Annotated in this window: 15 protein-coding genes; 4 read left to right on the top strand and 11 right to left on the bottom strand. The window is 34.5% G+C overall.

From position 1 onward, the window contains the following. Positions 1 to 19: 19 nt before the first annotated feature. The 5 genes from MKY70_RS12010 to MKY70_RS11990 form a co-directional block, all read right to left on the bottom strand. A complete protein-coding gene (locus MKY70_RS12010; protein WP_088032897.1) occupies positions 20 to 913 on the bottom strand; it encodes an isochorismatase family protein in 894 nt (297 codons plus the stop codon). Between the two features lie 24 nt (positions 914 to 937). Continuing rightward, positions 938 to 2,554 (bottom strand): (2,3-dihydroxybenzoyl)adenylate synthase, encoded by a 1,617-nt coding sequence (locus tag MKY70_RS12005; RefSeq protein ID WP_002192926.1) that lies wholly within the window; start codon positions 2,552 to 2,554, stop codon positions 938 to 940. Between the two features lie 12 nt (positions 2,555 to 2,566). Next, positions 2,567 to 3,766 (bottom strand): isochorismate synthase DhbC, encoded by a 1,200-nt coding sequence (gene dhbC / locus MKY70_RS12000; protein ID WP_341024362.1) that lies wholly within the window; start codon positions 3,764 to 3,766, stop codon positions 2,567 to 2,569. Positions 3,767 to 3,792: 26 nt separating this feature from the next. After that, on the bottom strand, positions 3,793 to 4,578 hold the full coding sequence (dhbA, locus tag MKY70_RS11995) for a 2,3-dihydro-2,3-dihydroxybenzoate dehydrogenase (RefSeq protein WP_002012767.1): 786 nt from the start codon (positions 4,576 to 4,578) through the stop codon (positions 3,793 to 3,795). Between the two features lie 629 nt (positions 4,579 to 5,207). Next, positions 5,208 to 6,410, bottom strand: coding sequence for an L-lactate MFS transporter (locus MKY70_RS11990; protein WP_341024361.1), 1,203 nt, complete (start codon positions 6,408 to 6,410; stop codon positions 5,208 to 5,210). A 693-nt stretch (positions 6,411 to 7,103) separates the two neighbouring features. Between MKY70_RS11990 and MKY70_RS11985 the strand changes: the two genes are divergently transcribed. After that, a complete protein-coding gene (locus tag MKY70_RS11985) occupies positions 7,104 to 7,289 on the top strand; it encodes a YkvS family protein (RefSeq protein WP_002012762.1) in 186 nt (61 codons plus the stop codon). A 68-nt stretch (positions 7,290 to 7,357) separates the two neighbouring features. Here MKY70_RS11985 and MKY70_RS11980 read toward each other — a convergent pair whose 3' ends face one another. Next, on the bottom strand, positions 7,358 to 7,657 hold the full coding sequence (locus MKY70_RS11980) for an ArsR/SmtB family transcription factor (protein WP_002012759.1): 300 nt from the start codon (positions 7,655 to 7,657) through the stop codon (positions 7,358 to 7,360). 336 nt (positions 7,658 to 7,993) lie between these two features. On the opposite strand from MKY70_RS11980, the gene MKY70_RS11975 reads away from it, so the two are divergent. Next, positions 7,994 to 8,167 carry a hypothetical protein gene (locus MKY70_RS11975; RefSeq protein WP_002157923.1) on the top strand — a complete coding sequence of 58 codons (174 nt, stop codon included), beginning with the start codon at positions 7,994 to 7,996 and terminating at the stop codon, positions 8,165 to 8,167. Positions 8,168 to 8,327: 160 nt separating this feature from the next. Here MKY70_RS11975 and MKY70_RS11970 read toward each other — a convergent pair whose 3' ends face one another. The 4 genes from MKY70_RS11970 to MKY70_RS11955 all read right to left on the bottom strand — a co-directional run bounded on the left by MKY70_RS11970 (position 8,328) and on the right by MKY70_RS11955 (position 13,268). Next, on the bottom strand, positions 8,328 to 11,417 hold the full coding sequence (locus tag MKY70_RS11970) for an AAA family ATPase (protein WP_088032893.1): 3,090 nt from the start codon (positions 11,415 to 11,417) through the stop codon (positions 8,328 to 8,330). Beyond that, positions 11,414 to 12,571 (bottom strand): exonuclease SbcCD subunit D, encoded by a 1,158-nt coding sequence (locus MKY70_RS11965; RefSeq protein ID WP_341024358.1) that lies wholly within the window; start codon positions 12,569 to 12,571, stop codon positions 11,414 to 11,416. The genes MKY70_RS11970 and MKY70_RS11965 overlap by 4 nt, the downstream gene beginning before the upstream one ends. Before the next feature lie 15 nt (positions 12,572 to 12,586). Beyond that, a complete protein-coding gene (locus MKY70_RS11960; RefSeq protein ID WP_002085739.1) occupies positions 12,587 to 12,826 on the bottom strand; it encodes a DUF2584 family protein in 240 nt (79 codons plus the stop codon). Positions 12,827 to 13,010: 184 nt separating this feature from the next. Next, positions 13,011 to 13,268 (bottom strand): hypothetical protein, encoded by a 258-nt coding sequence (locus MKY70_RS11955; RefSeq protein ID WP_002012747.1) that lies wholly within the window; start codon positions 13,266 to 13,268, stop codon positions 13,011 to 13,013. A gap of 350 nt (positions 13,269 to 13,618) precedes the next feature. On the opposite strand from MKY70_RS11955, the gene MKY70_RS11950 reads away from it, so the two are divergent. After that, entirely contained in the window at positions 13,619 to 14,671 is a 1,053-nt protein-coding gene (locus tag MKY70_RS11950; RefSeq protein ID WP_002065275.1) for an enoyl-CoA hydratase/isomerase family protein, read from the top strand. 160 nt (positions 14,672 to 14,831) lie between these two features. After that, a complete protein-coding gene (locus tag MKY70_RS11945) occupies positions 14,832 to 15,464 on the top strand; it encodes a LysE family translocator (protein ID WP_088032889.1) in 633 nt (210 codons plus the stop codon). 106 nt (positions 15,465 to 15,570) lie between these two features. On the opposite strand, the gene MKY70_RS11940 is transcribed toward MKY70_RS11945, so the two are convergent. Continuing rightward, entirely contained in the window at positions 15,571 to 17,031 is a 1,461-nt protein-coding gene (locus tag MKY70_RS11940; RefSeq protein WP_002031853.1) for a CoA-acylating methylmalonate-semialdehyde dehydrogenase, read from the bottom strand. Between the last annotated feature and the right edge of the window lie 27 nt (positions 17,032 to 17,058).

The following is a 17,058-nucleotide window of genomic DNA, read 5'->3' as shown; positions in this document are numbered from 1 at the left end:
TTATTATGTAGTCTATTTGTTACAGCACTTGTGCTGCTTGTGAAGATAGTAAGCGGTACCAATCATCAACAGTTGGACGTTCTGCTAAATCTGCAAACGTGATTTCTTTCCCTTCGCGGCGCCACTTCTCTACTAAACTCATAATTCTGACCGAATCGAGTCCTCTATTTAATAAATCTTCATCAACTTCAATACTCTCTACAGACTCACGAAGTAGTTGTGCAACTAGTTCATGGACTTCCTGTAAAGTGATTCCTTCACTCTCATCACCCTTTAAACTTTGTAAATCATTTAATAGTAAGTTTGTTGATGTCGTTACTGCACATCTATTAGATGCATACTGCAATGCTTGTTTATGATGCTCTAGTGAAAAATCAGCAACTGCATCTGCTACAAAAAATGGCTCTATACCATCCATAAATGCTTCACAAGCTGTTAAAAGGCAGCCAATATGCGCATAAATACCGCAAATAATAAGTTGATCTCTTCCCTGCTCATTTAAAATTTCTAATAGATTCGTCTTTTTAAATGCACTATATCTCCATTTGGTTAGGAATATATCATCCTCATCTGGAGTAAGCTCATCGACAATTTTCTTTTTATCTGGTCCAGCAGGAATACCGTCACCCCAAAAGTCTTGTAATAACCCTCGTTGTTCTAACGTTTGTCCACCAGGTTGTGCTGTATAAACAACTGGTATACCAAGTTCCTTGCATCTTTCTCTTATCACCTTAATATTTGAAATGAGTTCTACTTTTGGCGATTCTTTATCGCTATATGCATCAAGAAAATATTCTTGCATGTCATGGATTAGAAGAACCGCACGTTTCGGATCTGGCGTCCAATTCACTTTATTTTTTGGTAGTTCTGATTCAATTGGCATTTTATATACTGAAATAGATGGGATAGCCATCTAATCACTTCCTTCCGATTTTTATTATTGTTTTACTGTAATAAGTTTTTCAGCAATGACTTTACGTAATTCTTTTTTGCTTACTTTTCCAACACCTGTTTGTGGGAATGATTCAATAAATTCAATTCGATCTGGAATCTTATAAGCTGCTATACCACGTTCTCTTAAGAACATTTTTAATTCGTTTGCAGTTAGGACTTGTCCACGAGCGATAACAAAAGCGCAAGTGCGTTCTCCTAAATAATCGTCAGGCATAGATACAATTGCTACATCATGTACTGCATCATGTGCTAATAGATGATTTTCAACCTCTTCCGCAGCAACCTTCTCACCGCCACGATTAATTTGATCTTTATCTCTTCCTTCTACAATGATGTAACCTTGTTCATTTACTTTCACAAGATCTCCTGTACGATAAAATCCATCCTTTGTAAATGATCGTGCATTATGCTCTTCCGCTTTATAATAACCACGAATTGTATATGGCCCTCTTGTTAATAAACTTCCTACTTCACCGGGTTTTACATCGTTATCATTTTCATCAACAACCCTTACTTCATCGAATGTAGACATCGGTCTACCTTGCGTATGAATAATGATTTCTTCAGGATCATTTAATCTTGTGTAATTTACTAACCCTTCTGCCATACCGAACACTTGCTGTAACGTACATCCAAATGTAGGGCGAATACGCTTCGCAACTTCGGCACTAAATTTCGCACCTCCTACTTGAATAACTTGCAGGCTCGATAAATCGTCGTTACGGGAAGATGCTGCATCAAGCCAAATCATTGCTAATGGTGGAACGAGCGCTGTAATCGTAACTTTTTCTTTTTCTATAAGAGCAAATGCCTCATCTGGACTACCTCCAGTTGCCAATACTACTTTTCCACCCGCATAAAAAGTTCCAAATGTCCCTGGAGAACTCATCGGGTAATTGTGTGCTACTGGAAGAACTGCCATATAGACACTTTCTGCATTTAAATTACAAATGTCAGCGCTAACACGTAAACTATAAATATAGTCATCATGTGTTCTAGGAATTAATTTAGAAAGTCCTGTCGTCCCTCCTGATAATTGGAGAAACGCAACATCACTTGGCTGAACTTCTGGTAACGGAATCGGATCCATATAAAGATCAGTTATGTTCACGAATTCTTCTTCTTCCCCCACTACGATTACATGTTGTAAAGCGGGAACTTTCTCTTTCACTTCTCTTGCTAGTTTTCGGTAATCAAAGCCGAGAGCCTTATCTGAAATAATGTAAGCACTCGCCTCACCGAACTCGCAAAAATAACTAATTTCACTACTGCGATGAGAAGGTAGTGCAAAAACAGGAAGTGCTCCAATGCGAAATAGCGCAAAGCATATTTCGAAAAACTCTATAATATTAGGCAACTGGATTACAACTCGGTCCTCTTTCTTTATTCCTAAATTCAGTAAACCTGAAGCTAAGCGATCTACCTTTTTATCAAGTTCACTATACGTTATATGCGTATTACTACTTACAACCGCAATTTGATCCCCATATTTTTCAGCGCGTTCTTTTAACATCGAACCAAATGTTTCTCCAAGCCAACACCCTTCTTCTCGATAGCGATTGGCAAATTCTTTTGGCCATTCCGTATAACCTATTAACATTCTTTCTTCCCCCTATTTTTCATTCAGCGCATTATCTCTTAACCCTAAAGCCTTCAACATTGTTTGGAACTTAGCAGATGTTTCTGCTAACTCATCTTCTGGCTTTGATTCAGCAACAACTCCAGCACCTGCATATAAGCGAAGTGTATTCTCTTGCACTTCAGCACAACGAATTGTAACAATCCATTCGCCATCTCCATCTAAATCGCTCCACCCTAACATTCCTGTAAAGAATTCACGGTCAAATGGCTCAATTTTTTGAATAGCCTCTCTCGCTTCTTCCATTGGAGTTCCGCAAACTGCTGGCGTAGGATGAAGAGCAATTGCTAATTCTAAAGAAGACGTATCTGGGTCCTTTAGTTCACCTTTCACTTCCGTAGACAAATGCCACATTGCTTCACTATGAATAACTGAGGGTTTTTCTGGAACATGTAATATATGACAGTAAGGGCGAAGCGCAGCGGCAACCGCTTCAACTACTACCGCATGTTCATGTAAATCTTTTGGAGAAGAAAGTAATTCTTCTGCCCTTCTTTTATCTTCTACTGGATCCTCACTTCGTGGTCTTGAGCCAGCCAACGGATTAGAAATTACTTGCATACCATGACGTGAAACAAGTAATTCAGGACTTGCTCCAATTAACGTCTTACTGTACTCGTTTTCATCTTTCGGCAAATTAACAGCAAATGTGTAGCCGTGCTTATTATGTTCCGCTAATTCACGAAGTAGTTTTTGTTGATCAATTTTCTCGGAAGACTTAACATCCAATGATCTAGATAGAACGATTTTTCTTAAATCTCCGTCCTGAATTTTTGCTATTCCTTGCTTCACACCATCCATATAAACTTCAGGAGCTGGAACCGGTGTCATTTCAAATGTCAGTTTCTCATTTCGTTTTATCTCATTTGTCGTCTCTAACTGTAAACGCTCAGTAATTCTACTATGTTCTGGTACGATAAGTTGAACTTCTTTTCTACGATCAAAGGGCAAAGCACCAACAACGATAGGATTCGGATTTCCGGCTTGTTTTGCATTACTTAATACCGCTTGTACAAGTTCTGGAAAGCTTTCAATTTCACGATGTTTTACTGTAGTAAACTCTCCTTCTGCTAATATTGTTCGAGTTGGTGAAGTGAAAAAGAATGAAGATTCTGTCTTATAATCTTCTAAAAGTTTTTCTGACAGTTCCTTTACGGCTGTAAGTTCATTCATAGTATAATAACCTCCTGAATTTTTTATTAAACTCCTAATGTAGCTCCGCCATCGACACATAAATTGTGCATTGTAATATGACTCGCTTTATCAGAAGCTAAAAACAATACTGCTTCAGCAATTTCTGAAGGTTGTGCAATTTTTTGTAACGGAATACCGAGTCTATATGTATTTTGAGAACCAGCAATTATATTTTCAGCTCCATTCTCATCAGCCCATAGTAATCTTTGCATTTCAGTTTCAGTAGAACCAGGAGAAACTAAGTTGCAGCGAATATTGTATGCTGCAAGCTCTAATCCTAAACACTTCATAAACATTGTCGTTGCAGCTTTTGATGCAGCGTACGCAGCCATTTCCATTCTCGGAGTATTTGCCGCATTTGAACCAACTGTAACAATTGCCCCTGACCTTCTTTGCATCATATGTTTACTTACTGCTCGAGACATATAGAAAACTCCTGTAGAATTTACAGAGAAGGTTTTATTCCAATCTTCATCACTTAAAGAGTGAATTGGTCCCATACGTAATACCCCTGCAACATTTATTAATATATCTATTGGTGCTATATCATTTTCAATACCGTTTACCATATCTTCAACAGCGGTACTATCACTCACATCTAAATGAAATGTTTTCATACGTGTTTCATTTAATTCATTTTCATTTAAGAGTACGTTTAACCCCTCTTCATTTTGATCAACCGCAATAACTGTAGCTCCTCTTTCTAAAAACATTTTGGCAACAACACTGCCTATACCTTGAGCTGCACCTGTTACTAAAACCGTTTTTCCATCAAATTCCCCTAAGTTCATTTCCTCTATCCTTTCATTTGAAAATTGATCTAATTAAACAAATAGTGATAATGATAACGATTATCACTATCAATGTAAAAAATAATACACTTACTAAACTAATTGGTCAAGTGTACTTTTCATCAAAATATTATTCATTGATAATGTTTTTCATTTAATATTCTTACATCGAAATGATAATCTTTCTCAATAAACTTGTCAACCTATTTTTATTTTTCAGATAAAATATTTTAGTACTTCTCAATACAATTACATCTAAAAGCATTAATAAGTACTTACATTAAAAAATTTAATTCGTACTCCTCTTTTTAAAATTGAAGAAGATAAACTGTAGATACCTTCATTTACAAAGCCTTACCAAAAACTCAAGTATATATTTTCTCAACATTTTTCTGAAAATATCGAGAAAGTATATCTTGCAATTACCGATGCATGTCGTGTTTATAATTTAAGATTTAATAAGTATTTCGAATATAATATATCAATTTATGATATTCCAATATAATCCAAACGGATACTTTACTCATTTTTTTGCCTCTAGAAAATTCCACATGTTGTAATTCATAAAAAAGCACCCTATTAAATAGGGTGCTTTTTAGTAAACATAGTGTTAAAGAAGATTTATATACTTACGCTACACTGCGATACTCTTCTTCTTTTTCTTTTTTCTGCTTAGGCACTTGGATTAAAAGTGCGATAATAAATGATACGACACATAATACGCCGATCACCATGAAAGTTGGTTTGAATCCACCTAGAACTGCACCGATAAAGGAACCAGCGAGCGCTCCAAATCCAAATCCTTGATACACAATTCCGTAGTTCTTACTATGGTTTTTCATACCGTAGAAATCACCCACGATAGCTGGGAAAATAGTGATATTTCCACCAAAGCAAAACGCTACACTTGCTACACATACGAAGTAGATACCATAATTTAAATCTACGAAACTTAAAACCAAGACTGAAGCTGCCATAACAACAAATGTACCAGTAACGATTTTTAAACGGCCGATTTTATCTGATAACGGCCCTAAAATAATACGACCTAATGTATTGAAGATTGCAACCATAGCCACCGCATTAGCTGCTGTCGCTGCGCTAAGCCCTACAAGTTGAACACCAATGTCTTTTACCATACCAATTAAGTATAAGCCACTCATACATGATGTAAATAACATAATAAATAATAAGTATACTTGTTTTGTGCCTAACATTTCTTTCGTTGTATATTCCTGAGTTTTTGTTTCATGAACTGCTCCTTGATCTGCAGCTTGATGGATTAAACAAGCGCCAAGGACAATCATAGCTGTAACAATTAAACCCCAGTATATAAACGCTTGTGATACACCAACTGATTCAATTAACTGTGCGTTAATATATTTAAAAATTAAGCTACCTGAACCATATGCAGAGACAGAAATACCAGCAATTAAACCTTTACGCTTTGGAAACCACTTTATTAAATTGGATAATGAAGTGATATATGCTGTACCATCTGCATAACCTACAACACCCCCTGCTAGTACATAAAGCAATATTAATGAGGAAGCTTGTGAACTAAGTATTAATCCAATTCCTAATGCTAGTCCAGCTATCATAATAAGTTTACGAAGTCCCCATTTTTCTTGCAATTTACTCGCAAACAAAGTTGAAAACGCTAAAGACAGGCTAGTAATTGAGAAAGTTATAGCAACAGCGTTAAGACTCCAACCGTATTTACTCACTAAGGGCTGATTGAATAAACTCCATGTATATATCGTACCAAGCCCCATTTGTACTATGACTGTTCCAAGGACAACAAGCCATGGATTAACCGATGATTTTTTCATACCATCTCTCCTCCTCTTTCTATTTCAATGCTATTCGCTAAATATGCTTTTTTTATTTTTATTTTCGCCACCTCATTCGACTTAACAACTTCATTGTATAGGATGTTTTCGCTTATGTAAGCACTTACAAGATGGAGCGTCAAAAATATGGAATCAGTTACAGAAAACGAAGGGTGAAATACAAAAAACTACTTGTTAAATACGTAGTAGTTTTTATAATGTTTTACATCAATACGACTTATGTGTGTTTTCATATCCTCTTTTATACAAAGTTATGCGCCCTGTTACACCATGGCTGGACTTCAAAATTTTGATTATCCTATATAAACAAAAAAACACCATATTCTTTTTAACTCCCCAGCTTTATAACATGTTGCGTCTATATTTCTTAATACAAATCATTTAATAGTCTTGTAATCTGGCTTCTCGTTACAATGCTTGTAATCAAAAATCCCACCATTTCCACTTCCGTATATCTTGTTTTTCTAACGAAACATACAAAAGTACAACGTTTTTTACAATTTTCTACATAAAAACAGAAAATATATAATTCATTTACATAATTTTGCACTTTAATTTTTATTAAACAACAAATATTTTATTGATAAATAAAACTAAACATTCACTAATATATCTATACGTGGTTTAATATATATAATAAACAAACATTTCTGACTTTTATAAGGAGGTACTATGAAAGCAAACGTAGGCGATACTATACTATTTCAACGAAATAACTTAAAGATCACAGCATCTGTACTAAAACTATACACTGAATCGGTCTTAGTTGAAGTCACAGATGTAAGCGGTGGTACTTTTGAATTTGACCGAACAATTGTAAATCATAAAAACTATAAAATTTTAAATGCAAATAAATAAAACAATACAATACAATACAAAATAGCCCCTGCTTAACAGCGGAGGCTATTTTGTATAATAACAATTCATTAATTTACATATCCTAAAACACTAACAATCTTGCTTGCTTTTAAATTATTAATATAATAATAAATTTCTAACCCTCTTCTCTCAGCTCTTAGCACTTTACCTTTCATTTTTGATAAATGCTGCGAAACAGTCGATTGAGGAATATTTAATATTTCTGTTAATTGTGTTACATTACAAGTTTTGCGTGCACTTAATTCATTTACAATTTGTAATCGTATTGGATGCGCCATTATTTTTAAAATATCCACATCTTCTTCAGTTACTAAACTTTTTTTTATCTCGCTCGTATATGTTGTCATAAGACATTCCCCTTTTATTTGAATTCCTTTTTATTAAAATCTGCTTCTAAATAAAATATTATCTCTAAATATACAATTAAGACCCTTATATAGAAATAATAGGATTTTGATTATTTAAAAACAGCAATACTATACAATTTCATCTATTTGGTACATATACATAATACAATTTCAATTTGTGCTCTATGTGAAGTTAGCATAAATTTATAATGAAGATTTTTCAAACAATTCACATCTAACTATATACTTCCTCATAATACTATCCAGTGATTTTAACATATTTTAGGCATTTGTATATACTATTGCAAAACACATTAATATTGAGGGGGACTTTATATGCCAACACCGTCACAAGAACAAGTTGAAGAAGCTCGTGAAACATATGTCAGTCGTATTATTTTAGTTGGTGGTTCAGCTTTATTTTTAACAGGTGGTGTTATATCTGCAATTTCAGCCTTTAAAAGTTATAATCGTTTGGCAAATACGCCACCTTCTTCAAATGATTCATAATTGCATCATTCATTCCTTTAAATAATAAAGATGCCGCCTCTACTATAGAGACGGCTTTATATAAAAACATTATTAAATTCATTTGAACTTAATTGAAAAAACGTTATAACAATTTGGTACAATGTTCAAAGTAAGGATAGATACTTTCAATTTGACAAGCTTATTTCACCACAAACCTCGTCTGACTACACCCATCCTTCTGCTTCGTTACTTCTAATACAGCTGGCATTGCATTTTTCAGTTCTTGAACGTGTGAAATTACACCGATAAAGCGACCTGATTTTTGCAAGTCGATTAGGGCGTCAACTGCTTTCGTTAATGACTCTTCATCTAATGAGCCGAATCCTTCATCGATAAACATCGTTTCGATGGAAATACCACCCTCATACGCTTGAATTACATCTGCCATTCCAAGTGCTAAGCAAAGTGATGCGTTAAATTTCTCACCGCCAGATAATGTTTTTACATCTCGGGTTTGACCTGTATATGCATCATATACATCTAATCCTAATCCACTTTGTCGATTCCTCTTTTCAACTCGTTCGCTTCGTTTTAAATAAAATTGTCCATTTGATAATTTACGTAGTCGTTCGTTCGCAATTTGAACAATTTGTTCTAAATACTCAATTAAGATGTAACGTTCAAAGGATATACGACTATCGTTATCCCCTTTCATTACTTCATATAAATCAACAAGTTCTTGGAATGCTTTTTCTTCCTCATGAATTTGTTCATCAATTCGTTTAATATTTTCATGTAAATCCGTAATATATGATACGGCGTTTTGAGCACGTTGTCGTTTTTCTTTAATAATATCAAGGCTAATTTCCAATTCTTTCACTTGCTCATCCAATGAAGAAATGTCCATATACTCTTTATCTTTTAAGTCTGCTTTTAATTCTTCAATTTGTTTTGTAAGTACTTCTAGAGATGAGTAATAACTTTGGATTTCTTGTTGTAACTTATCCATCTCAGCATCATTTAATTTGGATTCTTTATATGTTAATTGATCTGTAAATCCGCTTTGTTCTAGCTCTTTCATAAAGCGTGTGAACGTCTCTTCTTTCTTCTCTTTTGCACTATTAAATTGATTAGAAGCATTATCATGTTCTGCTTGAATACGTATATTTTCATTTTGCCAATGTTGATACGCCTCTTGTACTTTCTCCCATTCATCTTCCATTAACCTAAGTTCTTGCAGAGCTTGGTCAAACTGTACTTTCCAAGCTTGTACCGTTTGCAAGCTTTCCGGAATATTTTGCTTATCATGTTCATATGACGTACGAAGCTGCATACACTCCATTTCAGTACGGTGCTGCACAGTTTCTACTTCACGCTTTTGTTTCTGGAGTTCTTCTACTTTCTCTTCTACGCTTTTTATATTCACAGCAATTTGCTTACGCGTTTCTTCACTTGCTTTTAACGCATTAACTTCTGCTGCTAATTGCTTTCCTTTTTGAACGAGCGCACTATATGTTTCTACTAATTCTTCTGAGCGATAGCCTCGCTTTAGCACTTCTTCTATCACTTGTTCATATTGAACTCGATAGAAATTCCACTTTTCTTCTAATTGAACATGTAATTTTTCCGCAATAGTTTTCTTTTCTCTTAGCTCATTTAACTCTTTTTCATCAATTGCATTACTTTGCTCTGTAGCTTTTTTCGGGTGGTCCATACTACCACATACTGGACAAGATTCACCATCATGTAAATGAAGAGCTAATATACCAGCTTGTTCACTTAACCAGCGGCGTTCCATATTTTCATATGTACTAACTGCCTGTTGCATCTTATGAAACGCACTTTCTTTTTCTAGCTCGTATTTTTGTTTTTCTTGCCATACATCATATGCCTGCTTTAATACTTTTGCATCTTCTCGCATATTCGTTAGTTCTTCTACTTTAGCTACATATTGTTCAAGCGCTGCTTCTAATTGCTGTAATTCGCCAGACATTCTTTGTTTTTCATTTTTATGCGCTTCTAGTTGTTCATCTAACTTTTGCATACCTTCTTTTAATTTTCCTATTTGAATTTCAGCATTTTGCAAATTTAACTTTTTCTCAGCTAATGATGCAATAATTGGCTGTAACTCTTCTAGTCTTTGAACTTGTTTTTTAGCACTTTCTCGCTCGGATGCCTTATTCTTTAATGCTTCATATTTCTCCTGAGCAAGTGCAAAACTGTTCATTATATGCTCTTTTTTTGCGATTATCTGTTTTAACAAACTTTCAGACTGCTGTTCATATTGCATCGCTTCCTCATGCCATTGCTCAAATGGTAATAATCGCTTCGCCTGTTCCGCATGTTTAAAAGATTTTTCTTTCATTTCGATTACGGCACGGTTTTCTTGTAAAATACTGTACTTCTCATTCTTTTGTTCTAAATCTTTGAATTTCTCATTTACAGCTTTTGCTGCATGAAAACGTGCCTCTGCTTCTTTTAATTGTTTCGTTTTGTCATTTTGTTCTAAGTGTAATTGCTCAACCTCTGCATTGTACCAATTTGTTTCTTGTTCTAATGCCTCTACTACTTGATGTGTATTTACATGCTCTTGCTCCACTAATGTCTCTAATAATGCCCCATCACGTATTGGTAATTTAAATACATTACGGAAATATAGCTCACGTTCTTTTTGTTTTTCTTGTAAGACGTCTTTCCATTGTTTACGCTTTTGATCTAATATCTCACGCATTAATTTATAACGATCTGTTTTAAAAATGCGGCGTAGTATTTCTTCTTTATTTTCCGTTTCAGATGTTAATAATTTCCGGAACTCTCCTTGCGGTAACATGACAATTTGGCTAAATTGATGTTTACTTAATCCAATTAAATCTTCAACTTTTTTATTTACATCCGTTACATGAAAACGATCGACACATGGAACTTTCTCCTCATCAATTACTTCATATAATTCGACTGCATGTCCTGTAATTGTTTTATTTCCTTGTTTTTTATGGCCCAGTTGTCGTTTAATTTCATAACTTTTTCCTTTTAATTGAAAAGTTAATTCCACACTTGTATAAACATCATCATCAGCAAATTGGCTACGAAGCATGTTAGTATCACTGCGCTCTTCTCCACTAGCTTCTCCATATAATACATAACAAATTGCATCAAAAATCGTTGTCTTTCCAGCTCCTGTATTTCCAGAAATAGCGAAAATACGATGCTCACCAAGATCTTTAAAATCGATTACTTCTTTCTGTTTATATGGACCAAACGCGGTCATTATAAGTTGAATCGGTCTCATCCTCGCTCACCTTCCCGTTCTTGCACTGTTTGCAAAACATCTAAAAATAGACGTTCTTTCTCTTCTGATAGATCTAGCCCTTTCATTTCTTTATAAAATGCTTTTAAAAGAGATAAATCATCCGTTTTATGTCTTGAAACAGTTACTTCATTTTCATCTGTGAACTCTCGTCTTTGAATAGATCTTTCAACATGCATTGCATTTGGGTATACAGAACGTATTTTTTCCATTGGCTGCAAGACAGGATTTTCATCTAATAATTTCACAAATACATAATCTTCACTCACTGGATGAAGCAATAAATCGTCTATTTTCGCTTCTACTGTACGCATTTTACGACGTGGTGTAAGTAAACGTTTTTCAATTGTTGTTTCACCTTTTTCATCCAGTTCCACAATATAATATCCTTTTTTATGCTTTTCTTCAGAAATAGAATATGCAAGTGGTGAACCTGAATAACGAATTGTCTCATTACGTACAAAATGCGCTTGATGTAAATGGCCAAGCGCCGTGTAATGAAACTTATCAAAATAATGGCTATTTACATATTCAGCACCACCAATTGAAAGTGGTCGTTCCGCATCACTCGTATTTTCCTCTGCCTCTCCTGAAGAAGTTACAAATGCATGTCCTACAAATATGTGTCTCGCTGCTTTATCCATCGTTTCAGAGAGTTCGTTCATAAAAATACGCATCGCATCATCATGAGAACGAACATCTTCATTTTTCAATATATGTCTAACAATACTTGGATCTGCATACGGAACGAGATGGAAATGAACCTCTCCGTATTCATCATTTAAAACAACAGGATTGTATGGAAACTGGAATTGTCCAACAATATGTAATCCTTGTTTTTTCATTAAATTACTACCAAAATGTATGCGGTCCGGACTATCGTGGTTTCCTGCAACTGCGATTATTGGTGTTTGTAAATCAATAACTATCTTTTGTAATACATCATTTAATAAGTCTACTGCTTCTGTAGGTGGAATTGCTCGGTCATATAAATCTCCTGCAATAATTACAGCATCCGGTTTTTCCTCTTCAACAGCTTGTACAAACTGATCTAACACAATTTTTTGATCTTCAGTCATATATACACCATGAACAAGCTTACCTAAATGCCAATCCGCTGTATGAAAAAACTTCATATTACCCTTCTCCTTTTAGTTTACTGATTGTAGTGAAACAAGCTGATAGTTTAGTGTAGTTTTTCCGTTCTCCCATTCTAACTTTTGGACAATTGCACTACCGATTCTTTCTTCGTTTGATTTATATAAAGGCAATATTTCTTGAATAGTAAATAGATGATAACCATCTAAAATTAATTGAAATAAATTATCTTCTATATGTAATCTTACTTCTTTTTCATTTGAAATAATTTTTGTATGCATCTCAAATTTCATGCTAGATACAACCCCTTTTTTCTAATCTCTACATTTTAATAGTATAGTGGTCATGCAAGATTGACAAGTAAATACACCGCGATGTACATACTTTTTTAATTATAAATATTTTATGTTTTTTTATATGAAATACGGTATGTGAAATTATTAATCTACAAAAATAAAAATGCCCTTTCAGGCATCCTTATTTTTGTAAGTACTCTTTCATAACGTAGTACAATACAGTTATTAGGACAATCGCTACAAAAAACGCAAATACGGCCACAACATACCCATCTTTATTTAATAAAAAGCATATGGAAATAGATATTATAAAAATCGGAAACACGAGACGTACCTTAGCCTTCACTTCTTCTGTCGTATCTGTATGATGAAAATACTGTGTAATTCCTACCATAAGAGATGACAAAATAATAACCGACAATAGTAAAGGTCCTGGCATTCCGATCTCTCCTTTCTCTATTTCTAATTATATACAAACCCCGCGCTCTTTAAAAGTTAGATAATTCAGCCTTTTAACTTTTTCTACATCCACTTTTTAATTTACGCCACGTATACTAACTCAATATAAGTTATACATATAATAGCGCCTTCAACACGACATTTTCAAATAATAGCACTTACAGTAATGTTGTAATATTCCTCTTCATTCTCTGAAATCCTGCAAATATAACTCGTCAAAATATGCGATAAATACTAACACTAAGCACCTAATTTAGACAAAAATTATAGAGGACATTTCAGCATGTATCAAGAAATAAGAATAGAAAGATAAGTAAGGGAGGATTTATAATGACTGAACACGTTTTATTTTCTGTTAGCGAAAACGGCGTTGCATCTATTACTTTAAACCGTCCAAAAGCACTTAATTCTTTATCCTATGACATGTTACAACCAATTGGGCAAAAACTTAAAGAATGGGAGCAAGATGAGCGTATTGAACTCATCGTTTTAAAAGGAGCTGGGACGAAAGGTTTTTGTGCAGGTGGTGATATTAAAACGCTATACGAAGCACGTTCTAACGAAGTTGCATTACAACATGCAGAGCAGTTTTTTGAAGAAGAATATGAAATTGATACATTTATTTATCAATACAAAAAACCAATTATCGCTTGTTTAGATGGAATTGTAATGGGCGGTGGTGTCGGTCTGACAAATGGAGCGACGTATCGAATTGTAACAGAGCGTACGAAGTGGGCAATGCCTGAAATGAACATCGGTTTCTTCCCGGATGTCGGTGCTGCTTATTTCTTAAATAAAGCGCCTGGATATACTGGTCGATATGTTGCTTTAACAGCATCTATTTTAAAAGCTCCTGATGTATTATATATTAACGCTGCTGATTACTTTATGACATCAGATTCATTACCAAATTTCCTTACCGCACTTGAAAATGTAAATTGGAAAAAAGAAGATGTACATACTCATTTAAAAGAAGTTATTCGTACATTTGCAACTGCTCCAAACTTAGATGGCAATCTTTCTTCTTCAGTAGAAGAAATTAATTCGCATTTTGCATTCGATACAATTGAGGGAATCATTCAATCGTTAGAGAAAGATCAAAGTCCATTTGCCCAAACAACGAAAGAAAAGCTATTATCCAAATCCCCTGTTTCATTAAAGGTAACATTAAAACAGTTTATTGATGGCCAAGAAAAGTCAGTTGAAGAATGTTTCGCGACAGATCTTATACTCGCTAAAAACTTCATGCGACATGAAGATTTCTTTGAAGGAGTACGCTCCGTTGTAGTTGATAAAGACCAAAATCCAAATTATAAATATAAACAATTAAGTGATGTTTCAGAAGAAGATGTAAATCGATTCTTTAACTTACTTAACGCTTAAACAAAGAGGCCATATATTGTAGCACACTCTCAGCTACTCTATATTGCCTCTTCTTTTTAGTTAAATAATTTTAAATATAATTTAATTTTATTTAACTAAAATGTATGTTAAACTAACGTTAATTGAATTTTCTAAAAACAAAAAAAGGAAGGCGGATAACATTATGGAAAATTTTTTTCTGTTTATTATTATGTCTATATGTCTTATTATTCTACCCGGTCCTGATACAGCAATGGCTACGAAAAACACATTGATTGCCGGCAAAATCGGCGGCGTAAAAACTGTTTTTGGTACTTGTGTTGCGCTTTTAATTCACACTTTAGCTGCTGTAATTGGTCTTTCAGCACTTATTGTAAAGTCTGCTCTTTTATTTTCTATTTTTAAATATGTTGGTGCTGTATATTTAGTCTATATTGGTATTAAAGCCCTTTTAGCAGTAAGAAACACAGAAGACTTCAATACAAATGACGTTCCAATAAATAATGACAATAAACATACTTCTTGCTTTCGCCAAGGGTTTCTTACAAATTTACTAAACCCTAAGATTGCAGTCTTCTTTTTAACTTTTTTACCACAGTTTTTAAATCCAAATCATAATACATTTATACAACTTCTCGTTATGGGACTTACTTATCTCATTTTAACCGTCATTTGGTTTGCTTTTTATATATTTTTAATTGATAAAATTAGTGCTTTTATGAAAAAACCGAAGACACAGCGTTATATTCAAGGGATTACAGGAATCGTCTTAATTGGGTTTGGTATTAAATTAGCCTTTGAAAGAAATAGTTAACACAATACAAACGAAAATACACTACTCCATTATGAGTAGTGTATTTTCGTTTGTATTATTTTTATAATGAGTGGGAATGCACCCCACTCATTATCATTTCACTTTATTAAAACCAGCGCTCAGTTACAACTTTTTTACGTGTATAAAATTGAACTCCATCCGTACCATTTGTACCAAGATCTCCAAAGAATGAAGCTTTGTTTCCTGCAAATGCGAAGAATGCCATTGGTGCTGGAACATTAACGTTTACACCAATCATACCAGCATCAATATTGTCTCGGAATGTTTGTGCATGTTTTCCATTTGATGTATAAATAACAGCACCATTCGCAAATTTCGATTGATTTGTCAGCTTAATACCTTCTTCTAAATCTTTTACTCTTACAATACTTAATACCGGAGCGAAAATTTCATCTTGCCAAATTTTCATTTCTTGATTTACACCATCAAAGATTGTTGCACCAACAAAGTAACCTTCTCCAACTTCTTCATTGATTTTACGGCCATCTACTAGTAAAGTTGCTCCATCTGCTACACCACTATTAATATAGCCTAAAACACGTTCTTTATGAGATTCACGGATTAATGGTCCAACATAATTATCTTCGTTGAAACCGTCACCTACTTTTAACTTCTTCGTTTCCGCTACTAATACATCAATGAATTCATCAGCAATTTCATCAACTACTGCTACTACTGAACATGCCATGCAGCGCTCTCCACTACTTGCGAACGCAGACCCAATTACACCTTGTACTGTTTTCTCAAGGTTGCAATCTGGCATAACAACCGCATGGTTTTTCGCACCTGCTAACGCTTGTACACGTTTACCATTTTTTGTACCAGTTTCATATACGTAGCGTGCCACTGGCTCAGAGCCAACAAACGAAACTGCTTGAATATCTTTATTTTCTAAAATACTATTTACAACATCTTTTCCGCCTTGTACTAAATTTAATACCCCTTTTGGAAAACCAGCTTCATAGAATAACTCTACAAGTCGCTCAGCTAAAAGTGGCGTTCTTTCAGATGTTTTTAATACGAATGTATTACCGCAAGCAATTGCAAGTGGGAACATCCATAATGGAATCATCATCGGGAAGTTAAACGGTGTAATACCAGCAACAACTCCGATTGGATAGCGCCAAATCGATCCATCAATTCCACTAGCAATATTCGGAAGGGCTTGTCCCATCATTAAATTTGGTGCTGATGTTGCAAGTTCTACCGCTTCAATACCACGCTGTACTTCACCAGTTGCATCCGTTAGCGTTTTACCGTTTTCTAGCGTAATGATTTTTGCAAGCTCTTCTTTATTTTCTTGTAACAGTTGTAGATATTTGTATAGTTGTCTTGAACGATTTGGAACTGGCACTTTAGACCATGTTTTGTATGCCGCTTTTGCCGCTTCAACAGCTTTTTCAACATCTTCTTTTGGAGAAAGTGGAACGTAAGCGATGATTTTTCCGGTTGCCGGATTCGGAACCGCTTCTACTTCCGTACCAGTAGATTCTACCCATTCGCCATTAATATGATTTTTCACTCGTTTAATTTCAGTTGTAATCATTATATTCTCTCCTTTTTTATCATTGTT

Source organism: Bacillus sp. FSL R9-9492, assembly GCF_038007365.1.
Classification (GTDB): Bacteria; Bacillota; Bacilli; order Bacillales; family Bacillaceae_G; genus Bacillus_A; species Bacillus_A mycoides.
The sequence above is the reverse complement of the archived record's forward strand: the minus strand, read 5'-3'. Positions and strand labels throughout refer to the sequence as shown.

Bases quoted from the DNA above. Each gene is read 5' to 3' on its own strand.
- MKY70_RS11965 (WP_341024358.1), bottom strand. From the start codon at position 12,571: ATGAAGTTTTTTCATACAGCGGATTGGCATTTAGGTAAGCTTGTTCAT.
- MKY70_RS11975 (WP_002157923.1), top strand. From the start codon at position 7,994: ATGCCAACACCGTCACAAGAACAAGTTGAAGAAGCTCGTGAAACATAT.
- MKY70_RS11955 (WP_002012747.1), bottom strand. From the start codon at position 13,268: ATGCCAGGACCTTTACTATTGTCGGTTATTATTTTGTCATCTCTTATG.
- MKY70_RS12010 (WP_088032897.1), bottom strand. From the start codon at position 913: ATGGCTATCCCATCTATTTCAGTATATAAAATGCCAATTGAATCAGAA.
- MKY70_RS11940 (WP_002031853.1), bottom strand. From the start codon at position 17,031: ATGATTACAACTGAAATTAAACGAGTGAAAAATCATATTAATGGCGAA.
- MKY70_RS11960 (WP_002085739.1), bottom strand. From the start codon at position 12,826: ATGAAATTTGAGATGCATACAAAAATTATTTCAAATGAAAAAGAAGTA.
- MKY70_RS11985 (WP_002012762.1), top strand. From the start codon at position 7,104: ATGAAAGCAAACGTAGGCGATACTATACTATTTCAACGAAATAACTTA.
- MKY70_RS11970 (WP_088032893.1), bottom strand. From the start codon at position 11,417: ATGAGACCGATTCAACTTATAATGACCGCGTTTGGTCCATATAAACAG.
- MKY70_RS11980 (WP_002012759.1), bottom strand. From the start codon at position 7,657: ATGACAACATATACGAGCGAGATAAAAAAAAGTTTAGTAACTGAAGAA.
- MKY70_RS11950 (WP_002065275.1), top strand. From the start codon at position 13,619: ATGACTGAACACGTTTTATTTTCTGTTAGCGAAAACGGCGTTGCATCT.
- MKY70_RS11990 (WP_341024361.1), bottom strand. From the start codon at position 6,410: ATGAAAAAATCATCGGTTAATCCATGGCTTGTTGTCCTTGGAACAGTC.
- dhbA (WP_002012767.1), bottom strand. From the start codon at position 4,578: ATGAACTTAGGGGAATTTGATGGAAAAACGGTTTTAGTAACAGGTGCA.
- dhbC (WP_341024362.1), bottom strand. From the start codon at position 3,766: ATGAATGAACTTACAGCCGTAAAGGAACTGTCAGAAAAACTTTTAGAA.
- MKY70_RS12005 (WP_002192926.1), bottom strand. From the start codon at position 2,554: ATGTTAATAGGTTATACGGAATGGCCAAAAGAATTTGCCAATCGCTAT.